At 37.8% G+C, this 15,857-nt stretch carries 14 protein-coding genes; 2 read left to right on the top strand and 12 right to left on the bottom strand.

Going from position 1 to position 15,857, the window contains the following annotated elements; translation table 11 throughout:
* Positions 1–224: 224 nt before the first annotated feature.
* From LI954_RS07570 to LI954_RS07555, 4 genes are all read right to left on the bottom strand, one after another.
* On the bottom strand, positions 225–2,360 hold the full coding sequence (locus tag LI954_RS07570; protein ID WP_229444091.1) for a hypothetical protein: 2,136 nt from the start codon (positions 2,358–2,360) through the stop codon (positions 225–227).
* A 435-nt stretch (positions 2,361–2,795) separates the two neighbouring features.
* Entirely contained in the window at positions 2,796–3,380 is a 585-nt protein-coding gene (locus LI954_RS07565; protein ID WP_229444090.1) for a TMEM175 family protein, read from the bottom strand.
* A 150-nt stretch (positions 3,381–3,530) separates the two neighbouring features.
* Positions 3,531–3,785, bottom strand: a complete 255-nt coding sequence (locus LI954_RS07560) for a hypothetical protein (protein WP_229444089.1) — start codon at positions 3,783–3,785, stop codon at positions 3,531–3,533.
* 105 nt (positions 3,786–3,890) lie between these two features.
* Positions 3,891–4,052, bottom strand: coding sequence for a hypothetical protein (locus LI954_RS07555; protein WP_229444088.1), 162 nt, complete (start codon positions 4,050–4,052; stop codon positions 3,891–3,893).
* Between the two features lie 234 nt (positions 4,053–4,286).
* Between LI954_RS07555 and LI954_RS07550 the strand changes: the two genes are divergently transcribed.
* A complete protein-coding gene (locus tag LI954_RS07550) occupies positions 4,287–4,490 on the top strand; it encodes a hypothetical protein (RefSeq protein WP_202065582.1) in 204 nt (67 codons plus the stop codon).
* Positions 4,491–4,562: 72 nt separating this feature from the next.
* On the opposite strand, the gene LI954_RS07545 is transcribed toward LI954_RS07550, so the two are convergent.
* From LI954_RS07545 to LI954_RS07510, 8 genes are all read right to left on the bottom strand, one after another.
* A complete protein-coding gene (locus tag LI954_RS07545) occupies positions 4,563–5,093 on the bottom strand; it encodes an HdeD family acid-resistance protein (RefSeq protein WP_229444087.1) in 531 nt (176 codons plus the stop codon).
* A gap of 246 nt (positions 5,094–5,339) precedes the next feature.
* Positions 5,340–5,837: a prolyl-tRNA synthetase associated domain-containing protein gene (locus LI954_RS07540; RefSeq protein ID WP_229444086.1), complete on the bottom strand. Its 498-nt coding sequence runs from the start codon at positions 5,835–5,837 to the stop codon at positions 5,340–5,342.
* Positions 5,838–6,017: 180 nt separating this feature from the next.
* Entirely contained in the window at positions 6,018–6,392 is a 375-nt protein-coding gene (locus LI954_RS07535) for a DUF956 family protein (protein ID WP_202067223.1), read from the bottom strand.
* Positions 6,393–6,681: 289 nt separating this feature from the next.
* Positions 6,682–7,593, bottom strand: a complete 912-nt coding sequence (locus tag LI954_RS07530) for a PTS system mannose/fructose/sorbose family transporter subunit IID (protein ID WP_202067224.1) — start codon at positions 7,591–7,593, stop codon at positions 6,682–6,684.
* Positions 7,594–7,613: 20 nt separating this feature from the next.
* Entirely contained in the window at positions 7,614–8,417 is an 804-nt protein-coding gene (locus tag LI954_RS07525) for a PTS mannose/fructose/sorbose transporter subunit IIC (protein WP_202067225.1), read from the bottom strand.
* Positions 8,418–8,457: 40 nt separating this feature from the next.
* On the bottom strand, positions 8,458–9,447 hold the full coding sequence (locus LI954_RS07520; protein WP_229441359.1) for a mannose/fructose/sorbose PTS transporter subunit IIA: 990 nt from the start codon (positions 9,445–9,447) through the stop codon (positions 8,458–8,460).
* A 249-nt stretch (positions 9,448–9,696) separates the two neighbouring features.
* A complete protein-coding gene (locus tag LI954_RS07515) occupies positions 9,697–10,188 on the bottom strand; it encodes a mannose/fructose/sorbose PTS transporter subunit IIB (protein ID WP_202067316.1) in 492 nt (163 codons plus the stop codon).
* Between the two features lie 270 nt (positions 10,189–10,458).
* A complete protein-coding gene (locus LI954_RS07510; RefSeq protein WP_229441360.1) occupies positions 10,459–13,326 on the bottom strand; it encodes a sigma-54-dependent transcriptional regulator in 2,868 nt (955 codons plus the stop codon).
* Positions 13,327–13,633: 307 nt separating this feature from the next.
* Here LI954_RS07510 and LI954_RS07505 point away from each other — a divergent pair, with 307 nt between their 5' ends.
* A complete protein-coding gene (locus LI954_RS07505) occupies positions 13,634–15,265 on the top strand; it encodes an ABC-F family ATP-binding cassette domain-containing protein (protein WP_229444085.1) in 1,632 nt (543 codons plus the stop codon).
* Positions 15,266–15,857: the final 592 nt, after the last annotated feature.

Genomic DNA, 15,857 nt, shown 5'->3' with positions numbered 1-15,857 from the left:
AAAAATTGGAGAAAGATTTTTCCCTTCCTCCAATATTCATAATTGATACTGTCAGTCCGATTTTATACGAAAGCTTATCAATAGGTTTCATTATTCAGGATAAACGAATAGTATGAGTTCATAAATGTTTGACAAAGAGTCATTAAACTTACTTTACACTAAACAGGAATTTCCTGATAGTTTCAGGTTGTTTTTTGACAGACTTCCTCGTACTAGTTCCTTGTCTATCCTGTTGTTCTATTTGATAAGTACAGCTCAAAGTACTCATTGAGCAGCTTAAAGCCTTCCATTTTCTGTTCCACTTCTTTTGGACAGTATATCCACTTGCCCATAACCTTTCGTTTAGAGGCAAGCTCTTCTACTTCATCAAGAAAAGTCGGAACACTGTTGACAAGCTGTTGACAGCTAAGTTCATTATTCAACAACATATCCTGCGGTTCATCTCCAGTTTCAATTGTTGACCAAAGATAAGGAAGCACCTCAATCTGTCGGATATTGCTGTAAAAATCTTCTTTCGAAACCATTCCCCGGGAACCTATTCCGCCTTTAACTCTTTTAAAACTTGAATAAATCTCTCCTTCAAGCTTTTTCAGCCGTCGCAGAGAAGTTGTTGACATTCTTGATTGCTCGGTTACTGGCTGATTTATTGGCTCTGTTCTTTTTGGATGATCAGAAACTCGATCCAGCATTTCTTCTATTGCAAGAGTCACTGTAGGGGCTCCTTGTGGAGTTTGAGATTCTGCTGGAACTGGATTTGTTCTTTGCTGATAAGCTGTTGGCATAGGTCTGGATGCCTGTAAAAACGATTCCTTGGTTGGAAAGCTTCTGGTTGCACCATGGTCATTCTGCTGCTGTGGTTGATTGGTCAGTGCCTGTACAGGTTCATTTTCTCTGTGATAGCCGTCAGATGGATGCACACTATTGATCCGGTTACCCGACATCCCACCGGTCACTCTGACCTTCTGCTCCAATTCGGCAATTTTCTGATTTGCCTGAATCAATTGAACATCTACTTTACCAACTGTCTGACTAAGCTTTTTGATTTCCATCGCATTCATCTTCAGCTGTTCCTGATCTTTATTATGCTGTTCCGAAAGCTTTTTCACTGTCTCACTCTTTTTCAGCTTCATCACAGGTACTTTTTTCTGACCCTTTTGTTTTACATCAGTCAATTCACTTTCTACAGACTGTAATTTTTCAGTCAACTGACTAATTACCTGATTCAATTTCATCGTTTCAGAAATAGTCTCCTGTATTTGACCATGCTCTTTTACTTGTTGAGCCAGCTCTTCCGGTGTCTGTTCGGCTTCTGAAACCTTCGTTTCAACAGTGCTCAGTTTATCATTGATTTCCTTAAGCTGATGTGAAATCATTGATACCTCTTTACTGGTAATAGCCATTTTTTCTTCGAGATTGCTCTGTTCCTCAAATCCTTTAGGTGGCAACGGCTGATTTTTCAGCAATTCTCTGTTTCGCCGAGACTCCTTCTCCAGCTTCATTGTCAGCTTCTCTATCTCCTGCTGAGAGAAATCTGTTTTAGCTGTCAGCTTTTGCACTTGTTCAAGTGCTTGCTCCACACGCTGATCCAAACCGTTTCTTTTTTCTTTGCCGTCAAAATAGATTTTAAATTTTGGCGGTTTTCTGTTCACTGAGGTACTCTCAAGCTGTTCAACCACCTGTTGTTTAAATGCTTGAAATTCTTCAGTCATTTTATCTAATTTAGCTATTGTCTCATCAATACGCTGACTATTTTCATTTTCTTTTTCAAGCGTCTTTTTAGCAGCCGCTTCACTTTTTATTACCTTCATTACAGGAGGCGTTTTGCCGGACTTTAATACCTGCAATTCTGAATAAATATCTGTCAGACTTTCATTATACTGATTCATCATTTCAGTCAGAAGCAAGACCTCACTGTTTGTTTCCTGCCATTCTCTTACCATTTCAGTCGTCGCAGCAACAGGGGGTTCCATAAAATTAGATGTATGCTCCAAGGCCAATGAAGGTACTGTCAGCGCACCCATCCAGTTTTTTAATTCAACAATTTGGAATTTAGTCAGCGGCTGAGGCAAAGCAAGCAGTAAAGTAACATAAACCGCTTTAGGAACTGTTCGTACATACATGTTCTTCGTAACTATATCCTGAAAATCTTTATTAAATCTTTCCGGTAAATCCTTCAGCAGATTTTCCATCTGAGATAATTCCAGATAATCATCCTGTTCTTCAAACTTTCTCACCAAATAAACAGAATACTGGCACAAGATATCTTCTGCGTAGATCTCTTCTCCCAGTCGTTCCTGCTCTATCTCTTTTCTCAAAAAGATTTTCTTGTTCCCCTGTGCATACTTACTTAAATTCTCCATAATTGGTTAATGGCCCCTTTATTTCTATCCAACTAATATACCCGTGTCTGTCTTGGATATTCATATTGTTCTACCCATCTGAATTTTCACCTTATTACCCATCGTCTATTCTACACTAAAAAGAGCTAAAGCTGTTTTCATAAAATAAACAGACTTTTAAAAAATTTGAGAATTTTAAGACTTTGTCTTCAGCTGTTTTTTTGTATATAGGGTATGCCTATCTATTTTATAATATTTGCACCGGCAACTCAATAGGCGAAACAAGTACCGTTTAAGTATAACCATCAACCTTTTATATATTGCCGCAAAATGAATTAAAAATCTTTTGAACAAACTAGATAAATAAAATGAAATCAGTAAGCTTTTGCTATGAATTTTTCTTTGATATCAGATTTTTTGAAGCAAATTACTCAAATATTCAGCACACACCTGTCCTTATTTGGGTTCTCTGTAGTGCCTTTCAATTCTTTTTTCCGGAACAAACCACATGATAAGAATTACACAATTGACGATCAAAACCAGATAAGGATGAATCACCCAGCCAAGAATAAGCGCAAGAATGTTTAAACCTAAAGAAAAATACAATTTATAATAGCGCTTCAATGCAATTTTTAACTGTGTATTCTGTTCATCGGCCCGAAATAATTCTCTCATTAAAAGAAAATAGGATGCATCCGCCAATAATACAACTATTCCATAAACCAACTGTGGAACCAGACTATCCAAATAGTTTCCCACCCATGCAGTCGCAAAAGGCATCAGTGTCAGAGTAAAGATAAAAAAATTATTTGCCCAAAGTACTCGTCCGCTGATTTTATGTACCATCTGAAACATATGGTGATGATTGTTCCAGTAAATGGCCAGCATGATAAAGCTGATAATGTAAACAAGAATCTTATGAAAAATTCCCCATAAGGCCGACCAGGTATCTGACTGCGGCGGCAATAATTCCAGTACTAAGATAGTCATGATTATCGCAATAACTGCATCGGTAAAAGCTTCCAATCTCGTTTTTGACATCACGCATCATCTCCATTCAGTTTTATTTTACTGACTTTTTTTATAAAGGCAATGGATAAGTCTTTTATCAACTATAAGTGATTACCACTTCAACTGTAAAAATAGTCCTGATAGATAGTAGGAAGACAGCTCTGGTACCCTCCGCTGATTTTATCCTGTTGTCCAATAATGAAACAAGACATAATCAGCTGCAGTTTCCACTATATATTTATAATCAAAATAAGAATCAATATCTCCATAACAAATTATTTTTACTATATTTGATCGAATGGCTAAAGATGCAATTTTTTCGGCAACGGGAAACCAGTTATAAAATACTTCTTCAGAAATATACTTATAAGCAACTGCTCCATTTTTAATATTTAGATATTCGGGAAACCAGTTTTTTTCAGAAGTTCCTTCCATTCTTGAGAATTAAATCCTTCCTTCCACATGGAATTATCCATCGACCACTCTTCACTCTCGTATAAACTATGGATAAACAGCAGCAGAAAAGCCTCTTCCAGTGAACTAATCTCCTTTTTTAGAAACCATTGCATAATACACTCCTTGTTCACCGCTTGCGCTTACCTGATAACTTTCAATTATGTCCTGATAATACTCCGGTTCTATTTTTGAACCTTTCTCTGTCAGATAATCTAAATCCACAAGCATCTTTTCAAATTTATCCATCTTTAACTCCTCTAAGTGTAATAAATACTATTATATCAAAGGAACGAATAGTAACAGTCCACTTAAAACTAAGATACCCTATAAGGAACTGTATTCTTTTCAGCATTTAACTTGAGACAAACAAAAAATATCCCCCTAGAGTCGGACAATAAATCGGTCTTCAGGTGGATGCCTCCCATTTTTTCTCTTGCTATACTTTTACTATAGAAAACAAACAGGAACGGAGAGAATAAAATGAATAATAATAGATCTTTAGTAGCTAACGTATTGATGTTGATTGGGTTTTTCTTTGCAGCTGGTATTATTATCAGTATAATTTTAGGAATTGTAAGCAGTCTGCTATGGTTTGCAATTAAGATTGCGATTCCAGTAGCAATTGCTGTATGGTTGGTTCGCCTGATTTCACGTCCTTCCAAAAATGTCCGCAGATACTACTAATATCAGCTAAGACGGCACACATGGACTTAACATACAAAAAAGGATGGCGGCGAGCCATCCTTCTTTGTATGTTCATTGACGAAATCCATAAACAATATAAGTAATCCCAAATATTATAAAATAGAAGCCGACTAAAAAGCTTAATGTTAGCGCTAAGGACAGCGGGTTGAACAACAATACAAAGCCCAAAGCAATTCCCAGAATATCTACAATCAAGCTAAACCAGTAATAACCGGCACTGAAGGCTCTTGCCAAATCCAAGGTAAATAAATTTATAAACGAATCCAGAATAAACCAGATTGCAAAGACATATGGTAAAACTGAAACACCCACTCCAAGATTAAACAGCAGGTAAATTCCAACAATAATATCAATAATACCCAATATAACTGGAACATAAGACTTGTAGCCAACCAGCTCCTTTAACCGATTTCGTACAAATATTTCAAAAATCCCTTTGAAGATCGCAAATATTGCAAAAACTATAACAATAGCAAGCAGATTCCCTGCCGGATCCTGAAAGGATAGTAAAGCGGTCATCACAAACAGAATTCCCAAAAGCAGCGATCCCCAATCTAAACCTGAACGATGTTCCTTATCCATTTTCTTTCGCCTGCTTTCCTATTATATGTTTAATGGTACACTCTTCAAAAAAAACAGTCAAAAATAAATACCTGTAAATAACATCATTCTTTCCCCCAAAAAAAATTACATCCTGCACAATAGTATGGTTTAAAGCAGAAAAAAAGACGGAAATTTTTTGATTTCAGTCTCTGTCTGCAGCCAAACAATTGTTCTGTTTTAAATCTATCTATAGACAACCGTGAAAATCCAAACTCACGACTATGATTACTTATTACTTATCTGTATAGTATTCACTTGATTTCCATGTTCTTTGATTATAGTGATCAAGTCCTCTGTCTGCACCCATACTGTTGCTGTATTGTCATTTGGATGAACACCAATAAGACCTGGTTTTCCCAGAAAGACTTCATCAATAAAAAATTGTACTTTACGTTCTCTATCATTTAACATACCAAAAGGCGTTACCATCCCCGGAACTGTCCCCATGACCTCCATTAAATCACGTTCTGATGCAAAAGATAATGGGCGAGTGCTATTATCCTTCCTAAACTTTTTTAGGTCAACTCTTTTATCCCCCTTTACTGTGATCAGATAATAATTTCTTTTTTTATCGTCACGTACAAAAAGGTTTTTAGCATCTGCTTCTGGATGTGGAAGGTTAACATCACTAACTTCAGCCATGTTGTATACAGCTTTGTGTTCTGTAATTTCATACCAAATTTTACGATCACTTAAATAATCAAGAATCGCCTCTTTATTCACAGTAATCCTCCTTTGACAGCTATTGTTGAATTGACTAAATTATATATCATACAAAAATAAAAAAACAGGCTTGAATATTTATAAAAACATATTCAAGCCTGCTGAAATCCAGAAAATTTACATTTACAGTAAATTAGTTAAATCACTGAGCAAACCAATTCAATTTTGTTTATAGCTTTACTATCCTTTTTTGCCAATTGACTGAATCGCACGCTTCATAACATCAAAAAAGCTTAGTGACTGAACCATCTGGTCAGATGGAATGTATTTTTGTATCTCTCGCAATACCTTTTTAGGATCTTTGGAGGCAAAAGTAAATGTCCCGTTTTTCTTTGTCTCAATTGCATATCGAGGAATCCATTTTCCTTTAAAGATTACGGAAGCAATTACATAGTTCACTTCTTCCCACGGTATCTGAACATACTTACGAGAATCACGTGAGTTGTAAAATTCAAATCCCTTATTCCCAACCATGATCTGCCCATAATCTGTAAGTCCTGTATAAGCAGTGCCATCCACTACTAAATCTACTTTTGTATTCAATGATTGAACCATCCTATCCATTCCTTCCCCACTATTTTGGATTCATCAATTAGACAATTAGCTGTGTAAGCAGGCTATTCAAAATGAACTACCCACGAGATCAATAAACTGCATTTTATAAAACAATAAGAGGCTGGGACAAAACAATTGTCCAGCCCCTAAAAACCTAAATAAACGGTATTCCAGTCTTTGCATACTCCTGCGATTACTCATCACATAGAGGAGCTTTGGCACAACCGCTTTACAATAATGACGCTTGTTAAAAGCTTACCCATTTGATACGGTTTCTCAGCTAAATGATTTATAAAAGTCCTACTACATGACCAAGTACACCGACCACAAACAGACCAAGAATAATAACAATTGGTGAAACTTTTTTCTTAAGCAGCCACATACACAATAGTGTAAGCAATAACGCAGCAAGCCCAGGGATCAGCTGATCCAAGTTATTTTGCAATGTTGTCACTTTGTCTGAAGAAAGAGCCAAACCGGAATTGACTTGCTCAAACGCCTGTCTTATCCCTTCTCCACCAGATGGAAGCTTATCCCATTCAATATAAGCACCTTCATCCAGTTTAACTGTAGAAACAACCGGCAGGAATCTGATGGATACCCAACGCTGAACCAACGCTGCTAATACGAACATCCCTAGAATAGAAGCTCCTTTTGTTACATCCTGCAATAAACCACCTGATAGGTCTTCTGTGATTTTAGAACCAGCTTTATAACCAAATTCCTGTGTATACCACATAAATGACCAACGAATAATATTCCATGCAACAAAGAAAATGATTGGTCCAAGAATATTTCCGCCCATAGCCAGTGATGCACCTAATGCACCTAGCATAGGTCGTACTGTAAACCAGAATACCGGATCACCAACACCGGCCAAAGGACCCATCATACCAACTTTTACCCCTTGAATTGCTACATCATCAACAGGTGCACCATTGGCACGTTCTTCTTCCAGTGCCAGTGTTACCCCAAGAATCGGTGAAGCAATATATGGATGCGTATTGAAGAATTCCAAGTGACGCTGTAAGGCCGCTATGCGGTCCTCTTTTGATTTGTATAATTTCTTGATTGCAGGAATCATTGAGAATGCCCAGCCGCCATTTTGCATACGTTCATAGTTCCATGAACCTTGAATGAAGGTAGAACGCCACGCAACAGCTAAACGATCTCTTTTCGTTAATTCAATTTTTTCTGCCATTTTTTTCTCCTCCTTCAAGATTAATAGTCATTTAGGATATCGTCCAGCGGGTCACCGTGACCTCCGCTATTACCGCCGTTTGAAGAACCGCCCATTTTAGAAAGGTTCAAGTAAATCAGTGCCAGTGCTACACCTAACGCACCAAGTGCGATCAGTGTCAATTGAGAAATCGCCGCTACAACAAAACCAATCACAAAGAACGGCCATACTTCTTTTGTTGCCATCATATTGATTACCAGTGCATAACCAACAGCTACGACCATACCACCACCGATAGCCATACCGTCAGTCAACCATGCTGGCATAGATTCCAGAACAGATTGAACTGTTTGAGCCGGAATAAATAGCAATGCACCTGCTGGAATTGCAATACGAAGACCTTGCATGACCACAGCGACAATATGCCAAATTTCCACCCCTCGGATATTTCCTTCAGATGCAGCTTTATCCATTAAATGTACAATCGGTACAGCTAATGTACGAACAACCATTGTCAAAAACAAACCTGCTACTGCCAACGGTACAGCGATTGCAATCGCTGATGCCACACCTCTGTCACCTTGTCCACCTAAAACTAAAATAATTGCTGATGCGACTGATGCCAAAGCTGCATCTGGTGCCACGGCTGCTCCAATGTTTGCCCATCCAAGAGCGATCATTTGCAAGGTACCACCAAGGATAATACATGCTTCTAAATTACCGGTTACTAAACCGATCAATGTACAAGCTACCAGTGGTTGGTGGAATTGGAATTCATCCAAGATCCCTTCCATACCAGCTAGAAAGGCAACTAATACTACTAAAATTATTGAAATAATAGACATGATAGACCTCCTATTAATTTATGAATTTTGTTCTTTTTGATTACGTATTTGCCAATTCTGTCTTCGCTTTTTTCAGGATTTCATCCATATTTGCTTTAGAGTCATTTGGTACTTTACGTACATCAAACTTAATGCCTTTACTTTCCAATGTCTCAAATGCTTTAACATCTTCAGGTCCCATAGATAATACTTTGCTTACTACTACTTTACCTACAGAGTGTGCCATTGAGCCGACATTTACTTCTTTGATATCCACGCCGCCTTCAACTGCTGTCAAAACATCTTCCGGATTTTCAAATAGCAACAAAGCCTTAGTATTGCCAAAACGTGGATCTTTTGCGATTTCGATCATTTTTTTAATCGGAATAACATTGGCCTTAACTCCTGGAGGAGCAGCTTGTTCGATCAATTTTTTACGAAGATCATCTTTTGATACTGCGTCTGAAACAACGATAATCCGATTTGGCTGTACTGACTTCGCCCAAGCTGTAGCCACCTGACCATGAAGTAGACGAGAGTCCACACGAGCGAGTACATACTCGATTTTTCCATCTCCAACTACTGTTCCTTCCGGTAAAGCCCCTTTCGGTTGACCACCCTTAACAGCTACTTTTGGCGTTTCTACCACATCTAGTTCTTCTGGTTTGATTTTTACGCCTTCTCTAGCAATACCTAAAATATGTGCTGCAATCTCCTGTGCGGAATTCATTGAGAAACGAGAAGAATATGCTTCAATCAACATTGGCAAGTTCAATCCGCTGACAATCGCCCACTTGTCTTTGTGTTCTTCAAAAAGGCTACTTGCCTGATTAAACGGCGTACCGCCCCACAAATCAACTAAAAACAATACTTCTTCATCATTATCAAATGTAGTGATTGCCTCAGTTAATTTTGCTTTTAAATCGTCTGGTCCTTCACTGGGCATTAATGTCACAGCTTGTACATTTTCCTGTTCACCAAAAATCATTGAACCAGATTGTAGAATTCCTTCAGCAAATTTTCCGTGACTTGCAAGAATAATTCCTACCATAATTTGTATACCTCCTATGCTTATTTACTTTCTTTTTATTATCTGATGCGTTCCAAAATGCCTCATTCCCGATACATAAAAAATAAAAAATTCAGTTTAGCTAATGGAAAATCAAAACCTTTGGAAACCATGCAATAATAAACAGATCTCATCAATTTTTCTCTAAAGAACCACATCCTTTCAATTTTCAGAAAGACCAAAACAAACATCACTTTTTTCATCTGCTGTTTTGCAGCAACATGAGTGCATCTATAGCTGCTCTTTCTTCAACAAATCCATTAAGTATACCTTACTGTCAGCAACAACTTTACGAATCTCAAGTATGATACCAAGTGAAGCCAGATATCTAAATGCTTCAATATCCTCTATATCAACTGCAACTGCATTCGTAATCATTTTTTTCCCTTGAGAGAAGCTCATACCGCCTATATTGACAGAATCCAGCTGAACACCTCTTTTAACAACGCGTACAACATCTTCAGGATTTGTAAACAACAACATTACTCTAAAACTATCATCGAAACGTTCATCCGGAAAAATCTGGATCATTTTCTCTACCGTAATGACGTTTACCTTGACACCTGGAGGAGCCGCCTGGATCAATAATTTTTTTCTTAATATATCCTGTGCTACTACATCACTAACCACCAAAATACGATTAATATTCATACTCTTGGTCCATACTGTAGCAACTTGACCATGGATCAGTCGATCATCAATTCTAGCCAGCCGAATATCCATCCAACTTTGCACTCCTTTTCTTCCAATCATCTATTTTCTTGGGGAAGAAGGCATTATTTAGCAGGTTGACTTTCATTCTATACTTAAAATACTATGTTCTGAAAGATAATACCAAAATAAAGCCTTTTGACTCTTGGAATCTTGATCTATTTTATTATTAGCAATTACCATGCCAACTTAGTGTATTGTTATAAACCTCAATAAAATCACTAATTTAATTATAAAAAAAGATACACTGTATTGTTTAAACAGTGTATCTTTTTTGTGTATTCAATCGAATACATCATCTGTATTTGTTATTATATCTTTTTGTGCATTATGAACGATATGAACAATATAGTAGATTTCCGATTCAACAATTTTCAGTTTAAACGATTCATTCAAAAATAGCGTTGCCTTCAAAATCTCTGAATAGATTAGGTCACTTTTCAGCTCTTCCAACAATTCGTCTTCAACATTAAGGGGCTCCTGCCTCAACGCCCTTTCCAGTACACCTGCCATGTGCATGATCATATTGATGTAAAAGGTGTAGGACTCATCCAGATTTAATTTTGTCTGAATCGTATCGACAAACTGCCACAACAGCGGCAAAACCTTCTGTGCATTAATAAAGGTGTAGCTCTGCTCCATATACTCTATACAAACTCTTCTAGCTGTCTCTTCATCAAGAGTCATACCATGGACTTCCAACTCATCATCATAAATCAGATGTTCGATCACTTCAGCTGCTTCACCGGAAAAAAAAGTTTCCATTGGTATAAACGGAACATTGATTCTTGGATCTGTAATGCCTGTCGCTGCTATGATATGATACTGCTGATAAAGCTCATTCAGCTGTTTCTTCACATCCAGTATCGAACAAGGAACGACGAATAGATGCTGCTCAGTCTGTGGTGTCAGATAGCCTTCGATCAGTTCTTTCATACGTTGTGCAGTTCCTTCCCCTGATGCACAGATAGCCAAGATCACCTTTTTCTTAATCGATGGCAGCCTCAATTCTTCCCTGCTTTTCAAAACATTCATCCCTGCATATCCGCGAAAACGCTTCAAAGTATCATATAAATCATTTAAATGTGTATCCAGCAAAGTTGTTTTTCTCGCTGCCTCCAACACAACCGGAGTTGTTACCATATCAACTGTTCGGACATCAATCCCTGTCTGTCGGATAATCTCATCTGAAAATGTCCCCAGAGAACCCATATCTACCAGCAGGATTACACCACTACCTTCATTGACTGCTTCTACTGCCTGGACGATTTCAATCAGCGCTTCTTGCGGCTTCATCTCCAAGGGCATATCTACAGCCTTCAAATTATCAACATTCAATAATTTTTCCACGACTTCAACCATACTGGTAGCTGTGCTCTTTCCATGCGCCGCCACAACAATACCAATCCTGCCGGCATTTTTATTTTCACGCAATGAAATCAATAAAACAGCAATATAATAAACTTCTGATTCTGGAATGGACAGTTGATACGCACCCTCAATAATTTTCTTGATTTCGTGTGCTGCTTCAAATTCCTTAGGATAATCTAAAACCATAGCTCTCAGATTTTCATTCAATTCATGCTGCCTTTTATCGCCAAGCTGAATTCGCTTTAGAAAAGAACTGATATGCAGGCTCATTGCATAAATAAAATTTGATTGAAAATCATGACCCAGCTTAGCTTTAGACAAATTGAAAATTTTTCTGGTAATATCAATAATCTGCTGATCCATAATTTCTGCCAGCTTTTTTTCTGTATCAAAAGTAAACCCATGGTTTTTATAGAAAGATTTTAAATGAACATTGATATCTGTTGTAATAAAATTATTAATCACTTCCTGATCCAATCCATCCGCTTTGAGCAAAGCAGCTTTGTCACCAATAATTTCATATAAATTATAAGGAAGCTCATAAGAATCTGACTGAACAGTAACTAATGATTCGTTAGGTAAAACAATCATCTGGGGTTCTAAGCATTGAGACAACTCTGCTAAAACAGCACGATTATTTGCAAGCTGCATCAAGCCGTCTTTAATACTGTCGGTCAGCTCATCCATTGTAATAATCAGTTCCGGCTTATCCATGTGACTGAGGAATCCTCTGGCCGCTACCAGTTGAACATTCGACTTTAATTGTCCAACATTCCCATAAGTTACGCTTCCTATCAGCGCTTTAACTACATCTTCCGAAAGGGAAATTTTTCGTTGAATTCGATTGGCTTCAATTGCAACCATGATTTTGACTAAATCCACTTTTTCCTTCGCCGGACGGTCATTAAAATTAGGCAGTTGAATGATAATCGGTATTCTCCGCACAAAGGTATTTAATAGAGAGGATGCCGGATTCTCTGTCGTTGCACAAATAATACGTACATCTGCCTGATTATTTTTTGTTGTTTCGCCTAATCGAGAATATGTGCCATGATCCATGAAATAAAAAATCATTTCCTGACCTTCCGGAGGCAGCCGATGTACCTCATCAAGAAACAGAATTCCTCCATCGGCTTCATGGATGATCCCTTCCTTGGTATTCTTCGCACCAGTAAATGCTCCTTCAACATATCCAAACAGATGAGACATCAACAATTCCGGATTATGAGCATAATCCGCACAATTGAAAACAATCAGCTCTTTTTTCCCATCTACAACATCATTTCCCTTAGCAAACTGAAACATGGTATGGGCAAAATGGGTCTTCCCCGATCCTGTAGGTCCGATAATCAGGCAGTTCAACCCTTTAGGAGGATATAAAATAGCTGCTTTCGCCTGTTCTACAGGTGTTTTCATACTACCGGCAACACCAATCATCTGCTGAAAAATATTGTCCATCGCAAAAGTGGACTGCTCTGAATGTTCCTCCGACCAAACGGTATTATTCGACACGTTCTCTTCCCGATAGCTTTTCACATGTTTTCTTAGCGGCTGATAAACAGCACTCTTGTCAACATATTTTACGGGACGCCCATCAAGCTTTTCCAGCAAGCCTTTTCGTACAAGCTGATTCAGATCTTTACTGGCATTCGTCCGCTGAATAGCCAATGCCTCAGAGATTTCCGATGTCGTAACTCCCAACTCCATCGGCAAATCTGAAGAAGCACTTTCAGCAGATTTCTCTTTCACATAAAGATAGATCTTTTCAATCCTTTTCATAGGTCTTCTCCTCAAATAGATACACTGCATTTTAAATGTATCATACAGTGTATTCCTCAAAAAGTACACAAAAACCTTTATATACTGCACCATTATCAGAAATTTGAAAGAAGATTATTAAGATACACTGCACATTAAATAAAACGGATAAATGAATCTCTTTAATACAGGCTTTCCATTAAATTCCGAACATTTTTCAATTTTCAATTGTTTATCCATTCGTTTGCTTGAAACTGCTTGAAAATTAAAGGGTTCCCCGCTATAATTCAGAGAGGTTCAAGTAATAATAGAAAAGTGAGGAAAAAGATTGATTACTGTAAATGACGTAAGTTTGGTATTTCCCGACCGTAAACTTTTTGATGATGTAAATATTAAATTCACACCCGGAAACTGTTATGGACTGATTGGAGCCAATGGTGCGGGAAAATCAACATTTTTAAAAATTTTATCCGGAGATATTCAGCCAACAACAGGAACTATTTCATTAGGACCTGATGAGCGTTTGGCCACATTGAAGCAGAACCATTTTGATTATGAAGAATACACTGTTTTAGAAACAGTTATTATGGGACACAAAAGATTGTATGAAGTAATGAAGGAAAAAGATGCTATTTATATGAAAGAAGATTTTTCAGATGAAGACGGCATTCGGGCTGCTGAGCTGGAAGGGGAGTTTGCTGAACTGGATGGTTGGGAAGCTGAACCTGAAGCTGCTGTGCTTCTGCAGGGACTGAATATTCCGGAAACTCTCCATAATCAAAAGATGAGTGAGCTGACAGCCGGACAAAAAATTAAAGTGTTGCTTGCCCAATCTCTATTCGGCAAACCAGATGTTTTGCTTCTGGACGAGCCTACCAACGGACTGGATACCCGTTCCATTAATTGGTTGGAAGAATTCCTGATTAATTTTGAAAATACCGTAATTGTTGTTTCCCATGACCGTCACTTTTTAAATAAAGTGTGTACACACATGGCTGATCTGGATTTTGGAAAGATCAAATTATATGTAGGAAACTACGATTTCTGGTTAGAATCCAGTCAGCTGGCTGCGAAACTTCAATCAGATTCAAATGCAAAAAAAGAGGAGCAAATTAAAGAGCTTCAAGACTTTATCGCTCGATTCAGTGCGAATGCTTCCAAATCAAAACAGGCAACTTCCCGGAAAAAAATGCTGGATAAAATCACATTGGATGACATTCGGCCATCTTCCCGCCGTTATCCTTTCGTTGGCTTCAAGCCTGAAAGAGAGATCGGAAATGATTTGCTGCAACTGGACAATGTCTCGGTAACCATTGATGGGAAAAAGATACTTGACAAGATTTCCTTTACCTTAAACAAAGACGATAAAGTTGCTTTTATTGCTGACAATGATATTGTTACGACCACCTTGTTCAAAGTGATTATGGGTGAAATCACTCCAGATTCCGGAACTGTTCGCTGGGGAGTAACAACGTCTCAGGCATATCTGCCAAAAGACAACAGTAAAGATTTTGATACTGATATCACAATTCTGGACTGGCTTCGCCAGTTTGCAAGTAAAGAAGAAGATGATAATACATTTTTACGCAGCTTCTTGGGAAGAATGCTGTTTTCCGGTGAAGAAGTACTGAAACCTGTAAACGTTCTTTCCGGAGGCGAAAAAGTCCGTGTTATGCTTTCAAAACTAATGCTTTCAAAATCAAATGTGCTGGTTTTAGATGATCCTACAAACCACCTGGACTTGGAATCTATTACTGCATTGAATGATGGATTGATTGCTTTTATGGGTGCCATCCTGTTCGCTTCACATGACCATCAATTTATTCAAACACTGGCAAATCGAATTATCGCAGTCTCTGATAAAGGGGTTGTTGATCGCGCAGATACTACCTATGATGAATTTCTGGAAAATAAAGATGTCCAGAAACAGTTGGATGAATTATTCACCGGCATCTATTAAAAAAATGAATAAGTTACTAATTTTCAAGAGAGTGGGATACACTCATGAGGGTTATCGCCCTCACCAAACAGAATGAAAATAAAAAACGATCGACCTGCACGCTATTTCCTGTCATACTAAAGAGGACAGAAAAGCGTGCAGGTCGATCACTTATTGAGGTTCTTTTCCAAGTTGACCTTGAGGGACAAACTAGATCGTTCTACTTATTTTGTACCAATCATCAGGTCACAGAACCTGCGTATAAAAATAAATTGTTTCTATAAGTAGAATAACTCCTTCTGTATATTTTTTCAAAGGAAAACTAATCGAATACAGGCATTTTTATTTCGGATAAGAAGGAATACTGGACACAAAAAGGCGGTTATTGCGACCGTTCATTTATTACTCCGAATAATCTATCGGATGTTTTCTAATCAGTCCCGTTACCAAGAACTTGGAGGAAATTATTTACAAAATAGAAAGAACACCTTAACAAACAACTGCTAAAGTGTTCTAGATCAAATTTGACTAACCACACATTAAGCAGCAGGTAGTCTTTTTTTGCATTTTTTGAGTTTTAGTTTTCGTATAAAATAGTCAAAAAAACTGATTG

Source organism: Enterococcus sp. CWB-B31 (assembly GCF_020567645.1).
Lineage (GTDB): Bacteria > Bacillota > Bacilli > Lactobacillales > Enterococcaceae > Enterococcus_L.
Note: the sequence above shows the minus strand (reverse complement) of the source record. Positions and strands in the feature narration are given on the sequence as shown.

What these genes read in the sequence shown, in the direction of transcription:
- LI954_RS07570 (WP_229444091.1), bottom strand. Translation starts at nt 2,360, where the DNA reads ATGGAGAATTTAAGTAAGTATGCACAGGGGAACAAGAAAATCTTTTTG.
- LI954_RS07565 (WP_229444090.1), bottom strand. Translation starts at nt 3,380, where the DNA reads ATGTCAAAAACGAGATTGGAAGCTTTTACCGATGCAGTTATTGCGATA.
- LI954_RS07560 (WP_229444089.1), bottom strand. Translation starts at nt 3,785, where the DNA reads ATGGAAGGAACTTCTGAAAAAAACTGGTTTCCCGAATATCTAAATATT.
- LI954_RS07555 (WP_229444088.1), bottom strand. Translation starts at nt 4,052, where the DNA reads ATGGATAAATTTGAAAAGATGCTTGTGGATTTAGATTATCTGACAGAG.
- LI954_RS07550 (WP_202065582.1), top strand. Translation starts at nt 4,287, where the DNA reads ATGAATAATAATAGATCTTTAGTAGCTAACGTATTGATGTTGATTGGG.
- LI954_RS07545 (WP_229444087.1), bottom strand. Translation starts at nt 5,093, where the DNA reads ATGGATAAGGAACATCGTTCAGGTTTAGATTGGGGATCGCTGCTTTTG.
- LI954_RS07535 (WP_202067223.1), bottom strand. Translation starts at nt 6,392, where the DNA reads ATGGTTCAATCATTGAATACAAAAGTAGATTTAGTAGTGGATGGCACT.
- LI954_RS07530 (WP_202067224.1), bottom strand. Translation starts at nt 7,593, where the DNA reads ATGGCAGAAAAAATTGAATTAACGAAAAGAGATCGTTTAGCTGTTGCG.
- LI954_RS07525 (WP_202067225.1), bottom strand. Translation starts at nt 8,417, where the DNA reads ATGTCTATTATTTCAATAATTTTAGTAGTATTAGTTGCCTTTCTAGCT.
- LI954_RS07520 (WP_229441359.1), bottom strand. Translation starts at nt 9,447, where the DNA reads ATGGTAGGAATTATTCTTGCAAGTCACGGAAAATTTGCTGAAGGAATT.
- LI954_RS07515 (WP_202067316.1), bottom strand. Translation starts at nt 10,188, where the DNA reads ATGGATATTCGGCTGGCTAGAATTGATGATCGACTGATCCATGGTCAA.
- LI954_RS07510 (WP_229441360.1), bottom strand. Translation starts at nt 13,326, where the DNA reads ATGAAAAGGATTGAAAAGATCTATCTTTATGTGAAAGAGAAATCTGCT.